The sequence below is a fragment of the Chitinophaga filiformis genome (assembly GCF_021646545.1).
GTDB classification, from domain to species: domain Bacteria; phylum Bacteroidota; class Bacteroidia; order Chitinophagales; family Chitinophagaceae; genus Chitinophaga; species Chitinophaga filiformis_A.
The window spans coordinates 1-19,181 of record NZ_JAKIRP010000002.1; the positions used below are offsets into that span (position 1 = coordinate 1).

Genomic DNA, 19,181 nt, shown 5'->3' on the forward strand with positions numbered 1-19,181 from the left:
GGCCGTTCTGCAAGTACGGTTATAGCCTTGCTGGGTATATTGAAGTCAGGAGCGGCGTATTTGCCTATAGATACTGATTACCCTGTAGAACGCATCCGTTATATGCTGGAAGACAGTGGTGCTGTGCTGTTGTTAAGTGATAAAACAATACCTGAATTGAATTGCCGTCAGGAATTGTTGTTAACCGATTTATCGGGCTATGCTGAAAGTTATCCTGCCTGGGAGGTGAGTGGAGAAGATACCGCGTATGTGATCTATACTTCTGGTTCCACTGGTCAGCCGAAAGGTGTTCAGATCAGTCATGATTCACTGACAGATTACGTGGAGACTTTCAGTGAGTATTTTGGCATAAGTAGTGCAGATGTGGTATTACATCAATCCTCCTTATCGTTTGATACCGCTGTAGAGGAATTATATCCGGTGTTGATGGCAGGCGGTGAGTTAGTGATAGCGCCGGAGGGCGGTAAGGCAGTATCCGCCTTATGTGAGTTGATCCATCGTCATAGCGTGACGTTGTTAAGTACAACGCCACTTGTCGTTGGTGAAATCAATCATGGTGGGTATGATCTATCCAGCCTGAAGATACTGATCAGTGGAGGAGATGAATTAAGGCCGGGTCAGATAGATAAGTTGCCTTTATCATTGAATATTTACAATACCTATGGCCCCTCAGAGAGCACGGTATGTGCCACATATCATAAAATAGAAGATCGCTCAAAGGCAGGCTTGCTGGGTCGTCCGATCCGTAATCGTGCCGTGTATATACTGGATAGTCAGGGGCGCTTGCAGCCGGCAGGAATGAGAGGCGAGATTGTTTTGGGCGGAACAGGCATCAGCAAGGGGTATCTGCATCGGGCTGAATTGAACGGCGAACGATTTATACCGAATCATTATGGCGCTGGTATGTTGTACCGTACCGGAGACCAGGGCTGGTGGACTGCTAATGGGGAGCTGGTATTTGGAGGTCGAGTTGACACACAGTTGAAACTACGCGGCTATCGCGTAGAACCCGGAGAGATAGAATATGTGTTGCAGGGGTATACAGGGATAGAAAGCAGTGTGGTAGTGCCAGTGGAGATAGGAGGCGTATTACAATTGGTGGCTTACTACAGTGGTCAGACAGTTAGTGCAGATACATTAAGATCATATTTATTATCGTTGTTACCCTGGTATATGGTGCCTGCTCACCTGATATGTTTGGAGCAGCTGCCTCGTACGGTGAATGGGAAGATAGACCGTGAAAGGTTGCCCTTACCTACTGTGTTGGAAGTAGCTTTGCCGGAAGGAGAACACGAAGTATTATTGGCAAGTATCTGGGCAGGGGAATTGGGAATAGCAGTGATTCACCGAGGCGATAATTTCTTTGCGCTGGGCGGTCATTCACTATCAGCCGTGAGGGTCTTGTCCCGTCTCTATGAGCAGACGGGTGTACGCCTTGAGTTACGCGATCTGTTCCTTCATCCTGAACTACAGGCCCAGGCATTGTTACTGGGACAGCGAGAACAGACAGGCTATCAGCCGATACCAGTAACGGCAAACCGGTCACATTATAAATTATCAGCCGGACAACGGAGAATATGGTTATCAGAAGCAACAGCTGATGCTAAGACTGCCTTTAACATAGCAAAGTTCTGCAGGTTATCGTATGAACAGGATTTTAACGATCAGGCTTTCATAGATGCATTTTCCTGTATCGTGTCCCGCCATGAATCGCTTCGTACTGTGTTTGTTGTACAGAACGGAGAGGTATATCAGCGGGTGTTACCAGTAGATGAAATTGGCTTTAGGGTGAATGTGGTGGATCTAAGTAGTGAAGAAGAGCCACTGTCGGCCGCGAAAGCAGCAGCACTGATACAAGCTGCAACTGCATTTGACTTGTATCATGGCCCTTTATTACGGGTAACGCTTTTCAGGTTATCTGCTACCGAATACTACTTCGCATTTGTCATTCACCATCTTATCAGCGATGGTTGGTCTATAGATGTGATCAGCCGGGAGTTGGAACAGTTATACTTGTCTGGAGATACGGCTAGCTTACCAATGCCACGTATCCAGTATAAAGATTATTTAGACTGGTCAGAAGAACGGGCAACGCAGACGGACTATTGGTCTTCGTTATTAACTGGCGTATTGCCTGTTACTGATCTGAGCGTATGGGGTGGTCACCGTAATAATGCACGTAAAGGCCACATTGTATATCATCATTTAAATACAGAACTGGTAGCTGGCTTATCTGGCATAAGCAATGAGGTGACATTGTTTACCACCTTATTATCAGCATTCAGCCTATTGCTGCATCGATATACAGGTCAGTCTGAGTTGATGCTGAGCACAGATAGCGCCGGCAGAACAGATCCGGACCTGGAAGGTCAGGTAGGATACTATTTACAGTTATTACCCCTGCGTTTTAAGCTGGCAGGCGATAAGAGTTTCCGCGACTACCAGCGGGATGTACATGAACAGTTACTGGATGCATATGTTCACCAGGAGAGCAGTGAACAAATATTATCAGGGTTACAGGAACCTGGCATTTACGATATTTTATTCCTCTATCAGGATTTTAGTAAAAAGAATAATGAAGGGCTGAAGGTTACAACAGAAGACCTGGACAATGGTAGCAGTTTAAATGCGATGCAGCTGGAATGCTGGCCATCTGCAGAAGGTATAAGTCTAAAGCTGCGTTATGATACTTCTTTATTCAGCGAATGGCAGATGAGCCGTTTGCTGGAACATTATAGTTACCTGTGTGCTGCCATAGCAGCTTCACCTGATATGGCGCTGAATAGTTACGATATTGTGTCAGCTACGGAGCGTGAGCGTTTATTATCGTTCAATCCTCAGCCGGCAGGAATAACACAGGTAACGGTTACAAAGTTGATCAGCAGACACCCTGGCACAGCGATAGCTATCAGGGATGGAGAGAGCGCATTGAGTTATGCCGAACTGGAATCAGCTTCTAACCGCCTGGCGCATTACCTGCGTTTGACATGTGGTGTGGGTGCTGGCAGTATAGTGGGCTTACTGGCGGGCCGTTCTGCAAGTACGGTTATAGCCTTGCTGGGTATATTGAAGTCAGGAGCGGCGTATTTGCCTATAGATACTGATTACCCTGTAGAACGCATCCGTTATATGCTGGAAGACAGTGGTGCTGTGCTGTTGTTAAGTGATAAAACAATACCTGAATTGAATTGCCGTCAGGAATTGTTGTTAACCGATTTATCGGGCTATGCTGAAAGTTATCCTGCCTGGGAGGTGAGTGGAGAAGATACCGCGTATGTGATCTATACTTCTGGTTCCACTGGTCAGCCGAAAGGTGTTCAGATCAGTCATGATTCACTGACAGATTACGTGGAGACTTTCAGTGAGTATTTTGGCATAAGTAGTGCAGATGTGGTATTACATCAATCCTCCTTATCGTTTGATACCGCTGTAGAGGAATTATATCCGGTGTTGATGGCAGGCGGTGAGTTAGTGATAGCGCCGGAGGGCGGTAAGGCAGTATCCGCCTTATGTGAGTTGATCCATCGTCATAGCGTGACGTTGTTAAGTACAACGCCACTTGTCGTTGGTGAAATCAATCATGGTGGGTATGATCTATCCAGCCTGAAGACACTGATCAGTGGAGGAGATGAATTAAGGCCGGGCCAGATAGATAAGTTGCCCTTATCATTGAATATTTACAATACCTATGGTCCTTCAGAGAGCACAGTATGTGCCACATATCATAAAATAGAAGATCGCTCAAAGGCAGGCTTGCTGGGTCGTCCGATCCGTAATCGCGCTGTATATATACTGGATAGCCAGGGGCGTTTGCAGCCGGCAGGAGTGAGAGGCGAGATTGTTTTGGGCGGAACAGGCATCAGCAAGGGGTATCTGCATCGGAATGAATTGAACGCCGAACGATTTATACCGAATCAATATGGCGCTGGTATATTATACCGTACCGGCGACCAGGGCTGGTGGACTGCTGATGGGGAGCTGGTATTTGGCGGTCGAGTTGACACACAGTTGAAACTACGCGGCTATCGCGTAGAACCCGGAGAGATAGAATATGTGTTGCAGGGGTATACAGGGATAGAAAGCAGTGTGGTAGTACCAGTGGAGATAAGAGGCGTATTACAATTGGTGGCTTACTACAGTGGTCAGACAGTTAGTGCAGATACATTAAGATCATATTTATTATCGTTGCTACCCTGGTATATGGTGCCTGCTCACCTGGTATGTTTGGAGCAGCTGCCTCGTACGGTGAATGGGAAGATAGACCGTGAAAGGTTGCCCCTACCTGAGGTGTCGCAAGCCGCCTTGCCGGAGGGAGAACGTGAAGTATTACTGGCGAGTATCTGGGCGGCGGAACTGGGAATAGCAGTGATTCACCGAGGTGATAATTTCTTTTCCCTGGGCGGTCATTCATTGTCGGCAGTGAGGGTATTGTCCCGTGTCTATGAGCAGACAGGTGTACGCCTTGAGTTACGCGATCTGTTCCTTCATCCTGCATTACAAGCCCAGGCATTGTTACTGGCGCAGCGGGAACAGACGGGTTATCAGCCGATACCAGTGGTACCACAACAGGAATACTATACCTTATCGCATGCGCAACAGCGCTTATGGGTGTTGGATCAGTTTAAGGAAGTAGCAGTGGCTTATAACATACACCTCTGTTACCGGTTGAAAGGCAATATAGATATTCCTTTGCTGGAAGCTGCATTCAGATATGTGATCGCGCGTCACGAAAGTCTCCGGACTAGGTTCGTTACCCAACATGGTGTTCCCTTTCAGCAGATTGCAGATATGACATTTCATCTGGCATATGGTGATCTGTCGGCCGTTGCAGACAAAGAACAGCTGGTGCTTAAGGCTGCGGAAGAGGCAGTGATCGCGAGTTTCAACCTGGAAGAAGGTCCTCTTGTACGTGCATGTATCTGGCAATTGGAAGCGGAAGAATATGTATTTGTACTGGTAGTGCACCACATCGTTGCAGATGAGTGGTCCATGGGCATATTGATGGAAGAGCTGCTGGCAGTGTATAATGCTTACCGCGAGGGGAATCAGCCTGGCTTAAACAATCTTGCTATACAGTATAAGGACTATAGTGTCTGGCAGCAAACAGTCTTACAGGAAGAAAGAGCTGCTGCCGCCAGAAAGTACTGGACACAGCTCCTGCATGAGCCCCTGCCCTTGTTGTCTATGCCTACAGACCGTCAGCGGGAACCTGTCATGACTTATAGTGGTGAACGTATTGATGTAGTTATTCCTGCCGGGGCGTTTAAAGCACTCCAGCGTTTAATGAAAGAGGAAAACAGCAGTCTGTTCATGGGCTTGTTGTCGCTGGTATATGTGCTCTTATACCGTTACTCGGGACAAAAAGATATTATAGTAGGAACACCGGTAGCCGGACGGGATCATCCTGCTTTAAAAGACCAGATCGGATTTTACGTCAATCTGTTGGCTTTACGCATGCAACTGGATGCGGCTGCTGGTTTTGCCAGTTTACTGCGAAAGGTGAAAGCGTTGTTGCTGGATGCATATACACATCAGGAATATCCTTTTGACCTTTTACTGAAGGAACTGTCTCTCAGGAGGGATTTAAGCCATTCTCCGCTATTCGATGTGATGATGGTATTGCATGATGGCAGAAAGTCGGTAGGACTGAAAGATATCAACGCTACTGAAATAAAATTGGATACTGGTTTCAGCAAGTTTGACCTGACCTTCTTGTTCACCGAAACGGATGAGGAATTAGCGCTTACATTGGAATATAATACCGCCTTATTTGATAAGGAGCGGATACAGGGACTGGGGAACCATTTTATACAACTGGCAGCAGCATTTGCAGCAGATCCCGATTGCCCGATCAGAGATGCAGCAATGCTGTCAGATGAAGAAAATGCGCAGTTACTGGAAGCGTTCAATGGCCTGGTAGCACCAGTGTCTGAAGAAACGCTGGTGAGCAGGTTTGAAGCTCAGGCGAGGCGTACACCACAAAAAATCGCTTACCTGGATGCGGGCACACAGCTGGACTACAGAACATTGTCCAATCGTTCAACGCAATTAGCCAGGTACCTGGTTACTGCCGGTGAGGTTAAACCAAAGGAACCCGTAGCGCTGATCATGAACAGGAGTGAGTGGCTAATAACCGGCATGCTGGGCGTGTTAAAAGCAGGCGCCGCATACCTGCCGGTCGACGCCAGTCTGCCTGTGGAAAGGATCCGGTATATGCTTGCAGATGCAGGTGTTAAAGTGGCCCTATCTGCAGTGCCATTTAGCTGCGAAGATGTAACCGTATTGCCGGCAGATGTGCGCTGGGAAGAGATTGGACAGCAACAGGATATTGTTATACCCGAAGCAGATGATCTGGCATACGTTATTTATACCTCCGGATCTTCGGGAAGGCCCAAAGGAGTAATGGTGTCTCATTCCAGCATCGTACAGTTGTGTGACTGGCATACGACAGCCTTCCAGGTGAATGCAAATAGCAGGGCGACCCTGTTTGCCGGCGTTAGCTTTGATGCTTCCGGTTGGGAAATATGGCCCTATCTGCTGAATGGAGCAACCTTATACACGATACCGGAAAGCGCCAGATCGGATATGGAATTGCTGGGGAGCTTCCTGGCAACGCATGATATTTCTCACTGTTTCCTCCCAACAGCAGTTTGCAGAACACTGCTGAACAGCGGAGTTGCACTAAATACTGATCTGACACTACTGACTGGAGGGGAAGCCCTGGGGCATATACCCGCACCAGTGTGCAAATTGTATAACAACTATGGTCCTACGGAATCGACAGTAGTAACTACCTCTTTCCGGGTTACCAACGCAACAAAAGGTGCTGTGCCTATCGGAAAGCCGATTGCAGGCAGAAAGGTGTATATACTCGACGAAAACATGCGTTTGCAGCCGGTGGGAGTGAATGGCAGGATATATATAGCAGGAGAGGGACTTGCACTGGGGTACCTCGGATTGCCGGATCTGACGGCAGAGCGCTTCTTAAGCAATCCTTTCCATAGTGGTGTGATGTACGACAGCGGAGATACGGGAAGATGGCTGGCTGATGGGAACATTGAATTCACGGGTCGTGCAGATGAACAGGTGAAGATCAGGGGAAACCGCGTAGAGCCGGCAGAGGCTGCACATCAACTGATGCAGCACGAGCAGATAGAACAGGCAGTTGTATGTGCATTCGGCAACGCCGCCGACGTTTTTCTGGCTGCATACTACGTAGGAAATGATGAGATTCCTCCGCAGACACTGAGAGCCTGGTTGCAGCATCATCTGCCCGAGTACATGATACCTGCCTATTTCATAAGGGTACCTTCCATACCACTTACAGTGAATGGAAAAACAGACAGGGATGCATTACCAGCCCCTGTTCCCGTTACTACCGACTTTACCGCACCGAGGAATGAAACGGAAGAAAAACTGGCTGTTATATGGCAGGATATACTGGGCGTTTCAAGGGTGGGCATAGATGACAATTTCTTCCTGCTCGGAGGACAATCACTGAAGGCAATACAGGTGTTGTCAAGAATACATAAAGAGTTTTCCATAAAACTGGAATTAAGCAGTTTATTCCAGCACCCCATACTCTCAGATTTTCATGATGAAATAGCCGTGCTGATATGGGCGAAGAGCACGCAAACCAATGTAACCACTATTACGAATCCCACAAAAATTGACGAGATACTATTATGAGCATAAGCTTATTGTTAGCCAGGTTGAAGCAATTGCAGGTGAGCCTTCAGTTGAAAGATGGTCAGCTGAGCATTAGTGCCCCTGAGGGGGTACTTACGCCCGAACTTATCCAGGAACTGAAGAAGGAAAAATCTGCCATCACCTCATTCCTGCGTAATCTGCAGGGAGGAAACTACCGGAAGATCAAACCCGTGCCCCAACAGGAGCACTACCAGGTTTCCCATGCGCAGCGCAGACTGTGGCTGATGGACCAGTTTGGAGATACCACTGCCGTATATAACATACCCATGATCTGCAACATTCGCGGTAACCTCGACATAGCGGCAATGGAGAAGGCATTTCAGACGGTAGTACAGCGCCATGAAAGTCTAAGGACCGTATTCCTGTTGTCGGATGGGGAACCGCGTCAGAAAATATTACCTGCTTCAGCCGCCGGTTGTCAGCTGATATATGAAGATCTTCAGGTATTACCTGATCCCTCTAAGGCTGCCTGGGAAAAGATACAACATGTCATATCCACACCTTTCAATCTGCAGGAAGGGCCATTGCTAAGAGTATGCCTGCTGAGGGTAGCTCCGCAGGTATCCCTGTTTGCTTTCTGCATCCATCACATCGTTGCAGATGAATGGTCTATGCAACTGCTGGTGAAAGAAATACTGTCCTTATATGACGCTTATTCCCAGGGGGTAACCATCACACCTGCTGTACTGGAGATCCAGTATAAAGACTATACCGCATGGCAGCTGGAATCATTGCATGAGAGCAGTGGACAGGAGCAGCGAAACTATTGGCTGGAGCATTTGAAAGGCCCCCTGCCGGTACTTGAACTGCCGGCAGATCAGCCTCGTCCACCAGTGCAGACCTACAACGGAGAACGTGTAGTGGCGATGATCCCGGCAGAAAAACAACAATTGTTCGCCCACCTGGTACAGAAACGTACCGCCTCTGTTTTTATGGGATTGGTGGCTATCGTAAAGACCCTATTATATCGTTATACCGGGCAGGAAGATCTTATTGTGGGAACACCGGTGGCGGGAAGAGAGCATCCTGACCTGGAAGACCAGATAGGCTTTTATGTGAATACATTGGTATTACGTACGCAGTTAGATGGAAAGAAAGGATTTAATGAGCTGCTGGATAGCGTGAAGGATATGGCTTTGAAGGCCTATGCCAATCAGCACTATCCTTTCAACCTGCTGGTGGAGGAACTGGGCATGAAAAGGGATATCAGCCGTTCACCCATATTTGATGTCATGGTAGTACTGCAGGATGCTAATGAAAGCATCCCCTTGAAACTTCCTGGTGTAGATGTGCAGGAACTGGATATCCCTCTCTCTGGTAGCAAGTTTGACCTGACATTCTACTTCAAACAGAAACCCGAAGGCTTGCAGATAGAACTTGAATACAACAAAGATGTTTTCAGCCGTGTCAGGATAGAACGGATGGTTACACATCTGGAAGGACTGCTGGTGAGCGCAACAGCATCACCGGACCTGGCCATCAGTGAACTGCCATATATCAACCCGGCAGAATCGCAACTGATATTGGAGCAGTTTAATGATACCTCAGTTGCATTTCCGGCATTTGTGCCGGTACCTGCACTTATTGCAAAGCAGGCTGCATTACACTGGGAGAAGACGGCCGTTATTGCCGGAGGAAGCCGGTTAAGTTATGGTGAGCTGGAAAGAAAGGCAAAGCTGTTAGCTGCTTACCTGCAACAACAACGGAAGCCCGGTGATCAGGCGCCTGTAGGTATATTGCTGGAGCGCACTGAGTGGTTGCCTGTTGCTATACTGGGAGTATTACAATCTGGTGTTGCTTATCTGCCGGTTGACTATAACGCACCGGCAGAACGTATCCGTCAGATACTGACTGCCAGTGGAAGCAGTGTCGTATTGACCAGCGAAGGATTGCAGGCGCTCTTGTCTGGCTATGATGGGCAGGCAGTGATTGTCAGTGATGAAGCGATATACAGTAGTTCAGCAATGCCGCAGTTATTGCAGATAACTCCCGATACACTCGCATATGTTATATATACTTCAGGATCTACAGGACAGCCGAAAGGCGTGATGATCAGTCATGCGGCGCTTTATAACCTGATGCAGGCAATGAGTCACGAAACAGGCATCAGTGCCGCAGACAAATGGCTGGCAGTTACAACGGCCTCCTTTGATATGTCTGTCGTGGAATTGTTGCTGCCCTTAGTGAACGGAAGTCAGCTGGTCATAGCCACAGGTGAAGAAGTGTATTCGACAGATGCATTACAGGTGCTCCTGGATGATGGTATTACGATGATGCAGGCTACTCCGGGTATGTGGCATTTACTTATAGAAAGCGGATGGCAAGGTAACCCGGCGTTAAAGATCATTACCGGCGGCGAGGCACTTGGCATTTCACTGGCGCAACGTTTACTGGACCGTTGCGATACTTTATGGAATATGTATGGCCCGACGGAAACCACCGTTTATGCCACCTGGCATAAGGTACGGCAGGCTGCGGATGCAGTACTGATCGGCAGGGGTATTTCAAACATGAAGGCTTATGTATTGGATGCCAACCGGCAATTGCTTCCGGTTGGTGTACCCGGCAGATTATTCGTCAGCGGGGCCGGAGTGTCGGCGGGCTACCTGGGACAACCGGAACTGACAGCCGGCAGATTTACAGATAATCCCTTCCTGCAGGGAACACTCATGTATGATACCGGCGATATCTGTAGCTGGACGGCCGATGGATATCTCAGGTATTACGGCCGTGGCGACCATCAGCTGAAGATACGCGGATACAGGATAGAACCGGGAGAGATAGAGCATATACTGCTACAGTATGCAGGTGTTAACCATGCTATTGTATGTGCCTTTGAGCGGGAGAACGAGAAATATCTTGCCGCTTATTATACAAGCCAGGACAATGTATCCGAAGAGATCATACAACAGCATTTACGACGCTATCTGCCCGATTACATGGTGCCCGCCTATATTCTTCGCCTGGAGGAATTTCCGCTGACGCCGAATGGAAAGGTGGATCGTAGTCTGCTGCCCGAACCCGAACGTAAACAGGTACAATATGTAGCGCCCAGAAATAAGACAGAACAATTGCTGGCCACTATCTGGGAAGAAGTGCTTGGTGTGGAACGTGTGGGTATTACCGACAACTTCTTTGCATTGGGCGGACATTCCCTCAAGGCCATACTTGTATTGTCCAGGATTCAGAAAGAACTGTCACTGAAACTGGAACTGCGCGACCTGTTTATGTTACCCACCCTGGCAGATCTCTATGCGGAAATAGAAATTATGGAATGGGCCAGGGACAGTCAATATGAAAAATTGAGCACCAATAAAACCGATGAGATCATTTTATGAGCATCCAGCGTTTACTTTCCCGGTTAAAGGAACTAGAAGTTCAACTCAGGCTGAAAGATGATAAGCTCAGTATTACTGCGCCTGATGGCGTACTGACCGCCGACCTGATTGCAGAGATCAGGTCAAATAAAGAGTTGATCACCCGTTTCCTGAAAAATATAGAACATGCTGCTTTCCGGAAGATCCCTCAGGTAGCGGAAAGCCCCTATTATGAATTGTCGCCTGCACAGAAAAGAATGTGGCTGTTGGAACAGAAGGGACAAGGACAGTTAACCTACAACATGTTCAACGTGTATACCCTGGAAGGTCCGCTGAATAAAGCGGCCTTGTCCGGGGCGTTTGCAGCATTGGTTGAACGTCATGAGAGCCTGAGAACACTGTTTGCGGTTGTAGATGGCCTGCCGAAATTGCGTATCATACCTTTTAGTGATTGCGGGTTCGAAGTAACGTGGTCTCAGCCGGAAGACGCGGAGGCTTATGTGCAGGCTGTTGCCAATACTCCATTTGATCTGCTGACAGGGCCGTTATTTAAAGTACATGTGCTGGAGACAGGTGTACAGCAGTTCCTCTTGTTATTGTCCATGCATCATATTATTTCCGATGAGTGGTCAATGCAGGTGATGTTACAGGAATTACTGCTCCTGTATAATGCTTTCGATGCAGATGCGATGCCCGACCTGTCACCCCTGCCTGTTCAGTTTAAAGATTATGCAGCCTGGCAGCTACAACATTTACAGGGAGACAGGATAAATGCACATCGTGATTACTGGCTGGATCATCTAAGCGGTAAATTACCTGTGCTCCAATTGCCCCTGGATAAACCAAGAGCAGATGTATTGACCCACCAGGGGGCACAGTACAATTTCACATTCAGCGAAAATACCGGGCCACAGTTGCAGCAGTATGTGCAGTCGAAAGGTGCAACGCTTTTCATGGGACTGCTGGCATTGGTGAAAGTGTTGCTGTACCGTTATACGGCAGCTGAAGATATTATCATCGGTACTTCTGTGGCAGGCCGTGAGCACCCCGACCTGGAAGGAGTGATTGGTAACTTTCTGAATGCACTGGCATTGAGAACGAGAATAGATGGTACCGCAGGATTTGATCAGCTGCTGGAAAAGGTAAAGGAGACAGCGTTGAATGGGTTTGGTCATGAGATGTATCCCTTTGACCAGCTGGTAGAAGACCTGGGCATCGCACCAGCGCCTAACAGGCATCCCCTGTTTGATGTGGTAGTGATTATGCAGAGCGAACAGCAACGTCAGCGTGCTTTCCCCGCCATGAATGGTATTACGATAGATACCAGGGCGGTAGATCTGCATATCAGTAAGGGGGATCTGCGCTTCCAGTTTGCATACGAAAATGGTGTACTGGAAGGTGGAATTGAATACAATACAGATTTGTTCAATGCTTCGAGGATAGCCGTGATAGCAGCAGACCTTAACCGTCTGCTGTCTTCCATTCTTGCCAATCCAATGTTGCCGCTACAGCAGCACGTTTACCATGATAAAACCATCCCACAGGGAGCGGCAGACTTTGACAAGGTGATGGCGGCTCCGCAGTACCCCGCATTACATGTTGTGCTTAATGATACTGCACGTAGATTTGCCGGGAACATTGCGATATCGTCAGGTAAAGAGCAACTGACCTACAAAGCATTAGATGAGAGAAGCCGGCGGCTGGCACAGTTACTGGCATTGCTGGGTGTTTCTCCGGAGACCCGTGTTGGCGTATTCCTGCCTTCCGGAACCCGGCAGGTTGTTTCTCTGATTGCCTGTTTGCACAGTGGTGGCGTATATATGCCGCTGGATATACAGCAGCCTTTAACCAGGAGTCTGCAGATCCTGAAAGAGCAAGCCCCACAGGTACTTATCACAGGAATGGAGGACCTGGAGCAGGTAAAAGCTATCGGTCAGCAACTGGATACCAGGGTGCCTTATCTGCTGGGATTACCTGGTTTGACATCAACTTTGCTGGAAGACCTGGAACTGGATGATATTTCACTGATAGATAGTTTGGCCGAACAACTACAACTGTATGCTTATAATGGGACAGATTACGTATTAAGCGGGATTACGCTACCAATAGTAGGAGAGGAAACCATCCCCGCATATGCAGGTACCTATATCTTCTTCACATCCGGTTCAACAGGAACACCTAAAGGAATTAAAGGTGATCTTCAGAGTCTGGCGCATTATATACACTGGCATCGGGAAACGTATCAGGTAGGAAGTAAGGACAGCATAAGCCAACTGGCGCCTGCCACATTTGATGCCTCGCTGAAAGACATACTGGTAGCTTTAACAAGTGGCGCTACACTTTGCATTCCTGAGCCGGAAGAACGTTTTCAGATGGCGTTACTGGTGAAATGGCTGGCGGCGGCTAATATTACAATCCTGCAGACTGTTCCTTCCCTGTTCCGGCTGATCACCAAAGAACTGGCAGCTGCTAACAGCCGTTTACAGTCACTCCGCCTGATAGTACTGGCGGGAGAAAGATTGTATGGCCGGGATATTCAGCAATGGCGGGCAGTTAATGGCAATGATGCATTGATGGTGAATATGTATGGTCTTACCGAAACGACGATACTGAAAAGCTACTACCCGCTAACACAATGGGAGGGGGCCGCAGGCGACATCATACCTGTAGGCCAGCCTATCGCCAACACCAGTATAGCTGTTGTCAGGAATAACGTATTGTGCGTAGCCGGCGAAATTGGTGATGTGTATATCAAAAGTCCTTATGTAAGCCTTGGCTATACAGATCCGGCGCTCACAGAAAAATTGTTTGTAAGGAACCCATTAGTGAACGACCGGGTGGAATACGTATGCCGGACAGGTGATGTTGGCCGCTATCGCGAAGATGGTATGCTGGAATTACTGGGTCGTAACGACGAGCAGATAAAACTGCATGGCGTGCGGGTGGAACTGGGTGCAGTGAGCAGCAGCATACTGCAACTGGAAGGTATTACACAAACGGAGCTGATCGTACAGCAGACCGAAGATGGCGGGCAGGTGCTGCTTTGCTATTATACCGGTCAGCAGTGGAAGAGCGAAAACCTGCGGCAGGAACTGGAGCAAGTACTGCCTGCAAGCCATCTGCCGGCATACTATCTGTGGATGGATGCATTTCCGCTGAATATTAATGGTAAAGTAGACCGCAGGAAATTGCCGCAACCGGAGGCATTGTTGTCGGCAGATAAATATAAAGCGCCTTTGCCGGGAATAGAGCAGGATATCAGCTTGCTCTGGAAACGCCTGCTTGGCATAGAGCGTATTGGCCGCGAGGAATCATTTTTCGTGATAGGAGGTTCTTCCCTAAAAGCCATACAACTGATTTCCCTGATCTTTAAAGAAAAGGAAGTACATCTTACTATCAAGGAAATTTTTGATCATCCTACCATAGCAGCGCAGGCAGTGCTGGTAAGCAAAGCGCAGAAAGCATTATACGAGACTATCACTCCGGTGCAGACACAGGAGTACTATGAGCTCTCGCATGCGCAAAAAAGGATCTGGATAGCAGCCCAACAGCAAAATGTCTCATTGTCGTTCAATGGACTGGAGATATACCGCTTGCAGGGTACGTTAGACAAAGCTGCGCTGATAGCAGCGTTCAATGCACTGTTACAACGGCATGAAAGTCTCCGCACTACGTTCGTACTGGTAGACGGATCTCCTAAGCAGCGCATACGTACAGTGGCAGAAAGTGGTTTTGATGTGCAATATGCCGAGCTGGGTGCAGTTCCGCAGGAGATGATCAATGCGATAGCCAGGACGCCTTATAACCTGGCGGAAGGCCCGCTGCTGAGAGTGCAGCTGGTGAAAACCGGTGAACAAACACATACATTGTTGTTTGGCATTCATCATATCATTTCTGATGAATGGTCTATGCAACTGATGTTGAGGGAACTGCTGGTGTATTATAACGCCTACAGTAATAAACACGACATTTCACTGTCTCCCTTAAAAATACAGTACCGCGATTATGCTGCCTGGCATAGCAGGCAGCTTTCGGGTACAGCCGTTCAGACACTACAGCAATACTGGTTGCGAACATTGGAAGGTCCCTTACCACGATTGATATTGCCGATGGATCGTCCACGGCCGGCAATCAGAACTTACGATGGTGCTCAGTATAGTTTTACTATCGACACCGCCAATGCCCGTGCATTCGTTGCTTACCTCGAAAGAGAAGGTGTGACTCCTTTTATGGGATTGCTTGCGCTGGTAAAAGCTTTGCTGTTCAGGTATACGGCAGAGGAAGATATTATTATCGGTACACCGGTAGCGGGTCGTGATCATCCCGACCTTGAAGACCAGATAGGTTATTATCTCAATACCCTGGCCTTACGCACACAGGTGTCAGGTAATATCGATTTCGGCGAGCTGTTACAGCGGGTAAAGAAAACAGCCTTATCAGCTTTTGACCATCAGCTATATCCGTTTGATGCATTGGTGGAAGACCTGGGTGCGGGAACAGACCAGGGCAGAAACCCCTTGTTCGATGTGGTAGTGGTATTGCAGAATATCAGGGTACATGACGGTCCGGAAGCCGCATTGCAGGGACTGAGTGTGGAAAGGGAGCGGGTAGATGTGAAAACGAGTAAAGGTGATCTGCGTTTTCAGTTTGCGCTGGATAATGGCTCACTGGAAGGCAGTATTGAATATAACACAGCATTGTTCGATGAGAAGCGGGTGGCTAATATGGCCGGCGACCTGGATCGGTTGCTGGGGGCAGTAATCGCAAGGCCCGGTTTGCCATTAAAGCAGCATGTATACCATAATCACCTGGTACCCGCTGCAGCAGCAGATTTTGATAAAGTAATGCCGGTGCAGGAATTGCCCACCCTACACACTTCTTTCTCTGCGATCGCCGCACAGTATCCGGCAAAACATGCCATTGAAACACCGGAGGAGAGCATCACCTATGCCAGCCTGGAGGCCGATAGCAACCGCTTGAGACAGGCATTGCATGCACTGGATATAATGCCCGGGCATACGGTGGGTGTACTGCTACCTGCCGGTATACGCCTGGTCACCACTTTACTCGCTTGTTTGAAAGCAGGTGTGGTATATATGCCATTGGATGTGGATCAACCTGTAGGGCGACTAAAAAATATACTCGAGGCACAAGCCCCGCATATACTGATCGTTGGATCAGAGCATATGGAGAAATTCTCTGACATAGGCGTCGCCGTACCCTACCTGCTAGGTGTACCATCTTCTATGGGTTCCCTTGTAAAGGGATTGGAGCTGGATGATATTTCAGCTATTGCAGTAGCCTCGCAGGAGCTGCAGTTGATGCAACTTGAAGGAGGAAGCTACTGGCCTGCCGACATTCCTGCAGTGGAGGATAGTCCGCTGCCAGTTGCCGGTAACAATGCAGCCTACATTTTTTATACATCCGGTTCAACAGGTGCGCCTAAGGGTATTATCGGCCGGAGCCAGAGCCTTGCCCATTATATTCACTGGCACCGGGAGCACTACGTCGTTGATGCCGCTGACCGTATCAGTCAGCTGGCGCCTGTTACATTCGATGCCTCACTGAAAGATATACTGGTAGCATTAACAGCTGGAGCCACACTTTGTATGCCTTCAGCGGAAGACCGTTACAGGCCACATCAGCTGGGCCGGTGGTTGTCAGATGCAGGCATTACCATCCTGCAAACAGTACCTTCCTTATTCAGACTTATTACAAAGAGTCTCTTACAGGAGCAGCGCAATATACCTTCCCTAAGGCAGATCGTACTTGCAGGAGAGAAATTGTATGGACGTGATATCAGTCAGTGGAGAAAGATCAATACAACTGCCCGTATCGCTAATATGTATGGTCTGACAGAAACAACTATTCTGAAATGTTATTACGAAGTCCCTGATGGAGAACATGAAGCAGGTTCTGTGATCCCGGCAGGCACTCCTATCAGCCATACCAGCGTCGCTGTCATCAGCAATGATGTTTTATGTGTAGAAGGGGAGATAGGAGAGGTGTATATCAAAAGCCCGTACATGACGCAGGGGTATACAGATGCTTCTCTGACCGCACAACTCTTTGTACAGAATCCATTGGTGAAGGACCGGGAAGAACTTGTTTGCCGGACCGGTGACCTGGGACGTTTCCATAAGGACGGCACACTGGAATTGCTGGGACGCCGTGACGAGCAGATTAAATTACATGGGGTACGTATAGAGCTTGCGGGTATCCGCAGCAGCCTGCTCAGGCTTAGTGGTATTACACAGGTAGAGCTGATACTGCATGAACAGGAAGACGAACAGACCCTGTTATGCTATTATAGCGGTCAACACCGGGACAGCGGGGAACTCCGGCAGCAGTTGGCGAATGAACTACCTGCCAGTCACCTGCCCGGATATTACATATGGATGGAAAGCTTCCCGCTCAACCTTAACGGGAAGGTAGACCGTAAGAAGTTGCCCCGGCCGGAAGAGATCATGGAGGGAGAGCAATACGAAGCTCCTCAGAACGGCACGGAGCAGCAGCTGCTCGGTATATGGCAGCGACTCTTGGGAGTGTCCCGTATTGGAAGGAATACTTCCTTCTTTGTGGCAGGAGGTTCTTCGCTGAAGGCAATACAGCTTATTTCCCGCATTTATAAGGAGCTGGATGTACAGCTCACCATCGGTGATGCATTTAATCACCCGACCATCGCTGCACAGGCAGCATTGCTGGACAGTGCAAAGAAGGCCGGATATCAGGAGATCAGAAAAACGCAGGAAAGTGCCTTTTATCCCCTTTCTCATGCGCAGCGAAGGTTATGGGTGGTTTGTCAGCGTTTATGCGAAATACAGCCTTTTAATGGCCTTGAAGTGTATTATCTGGAAGGTGACCTGCAACCGGAGGTATTGTCAAAGGCATTTGGGCTCCTCCTGGAAAGACATGAAAGTCTGAGAACGGTGTTCGTACTGGTAGATGGCGAACCGCAGCAAGGTGTTCGTCCGGTTGATAGCACAGGCTTCAGCATGATCTATGAAGACCTCTCTGCCGACCCTGCACAACAGGAAAAGATCGCGCAACGCAAACTGGCGATTGCAGGTACGCCTTATGAACTGGATAAGGGCCCCCTGTTAAGGATACAACTGATAAAGACCGGACCGGCATCATATACCTTGCTCTTTGGTATCCATCATATCATCTCGGATGAATGGTCTATGCAGATCATGTTGCGGGAACTGCAGTTGCTGTACAATGCAGCGCTGAAAGGAACAGCTGCAGTACTTCCCCCCTTAAGGATACAGTACAGGGATTATGCACGCTGGCAACTGGCATCAGCAAACGATAGCCTGTTCACAGCACACCGGGAATACTGGTTGTCCAGACTGGGAGGCGAGCTGCCCCGCTTATCCCTGACTTCCGGTCGCCAGCGGCCGGCCGTTCAGACTTACAATGGACAGCATTTCCATTTCAGCATAGATGCATCTCTTGCGGATGGGTTCAGGCAATTGCTGAACAACAGTAACTGTACTTTGTTCATGGGATTGGTAACATTGGTGAAGACGTTACTGTACCGTTACACCGGACAGGAAGACATTATCATTGGCACGCCTGTAGCAGGCAGAGAGCATCCGGACCTGGAGAACCAGGTAGGATATTACCTCAACACAATTGCGCTACGCACAAAGCTAAGTGGAGAAGAAACCTTCAGCAGTTACCTGGAGCAGGTAAAGAAGATTGCCCTGGAAGGATATGCACACCAGGAATATCCGTTTGATCACCTGGTGGAAGAACTGGGTGCAGGTACGGATATCTCCCGCAATCCCGTTTTTGATGTCACTGTGATATTGCAAAACGTACAGGTGAATAAGGGACAGGATACCGTTATGGAAGGAGTGACCATACAGGCGGAATTGCCGGAGCTGCATATCAGCAAGGGAGATCTCCGTTTCCAGTTTATAGAGAGTGAAGGTGGTATAGCCGGCAATATTGAATATAATACCGATTTGTTTGATGCCTCACGTATAGAACAGATGTTCGTGGACCTGAAAGCATTGTTGACCAATGTCGTTGCTGATCCCGGTATATTACTCCGCCGGATCAGCTATATGGAAGATACCCAGGCGGCCCGTCTTGAGAAGCAACAAATTCATTTCATGTCTGACATTGATGAATCTTATTAACAAC

At 48.5% G+C, this 19,181-nt stretch carries 3 protein-coding genes; all 3 read left to right on the forward strand.

The genetic code is table 11. The features are described from left to right. On the forward strand, positions 1-7,689 hold a 7,689-nt coding region (locus L3C95_RS06580; protein ID WP_262915845.1), incomplete at its 5' end, for a non-ribosomal peptide synthetase. Then, positions 7,686-11,048, forward strand: a complete 3,363-nt coding sequence (locus L3C95_RS06585; protein WP_236386016.1) for an amino acid adenylation domain-containing protein — start codon at positions 7,686-7,688, stop codon at positions 11,046-11,048. The genes L3C95_RS06580 and L3C95_RS06585, both read left to right, overlap by 4 nt. Next, positions 11,045-19,177 carry a non-ribosomal peptide synthetase gene (locus L3C95_RS06590; RefSeq protein ID WP_236386017.1) on the forward strand — a complete coding sequence of 2,711 codons (8,133 nt, stop codon included), beginning with the start codon at positions 11,045-11,047 and terminating at the stop codon, positions 19,175-19,177. The genes L3C95_RS06585 and L3C95_RS06590 overlap by 4 nt, the downstream gene beginning before the upstream one ends. Positions 19,178-19,181 lie beyond the last annotated feature (4 nt).

Coding starts and splice junctions, on each gene's coding strand:
- L3C95_RS06585 (WP_236386016.1), top strand. CDS start 7,686: ATGAGCATAAGCTTATTGTTAGCCAGGTTGAAGCAATTGCAGGTGAGC.
- L3C95_RS06590 (WP_236386017.1), top strand. CDS start 11,045: ATGAGCATCCAGCGTTTACTTTCCCGGTTAAAGGAACTAGAAGTTCAA.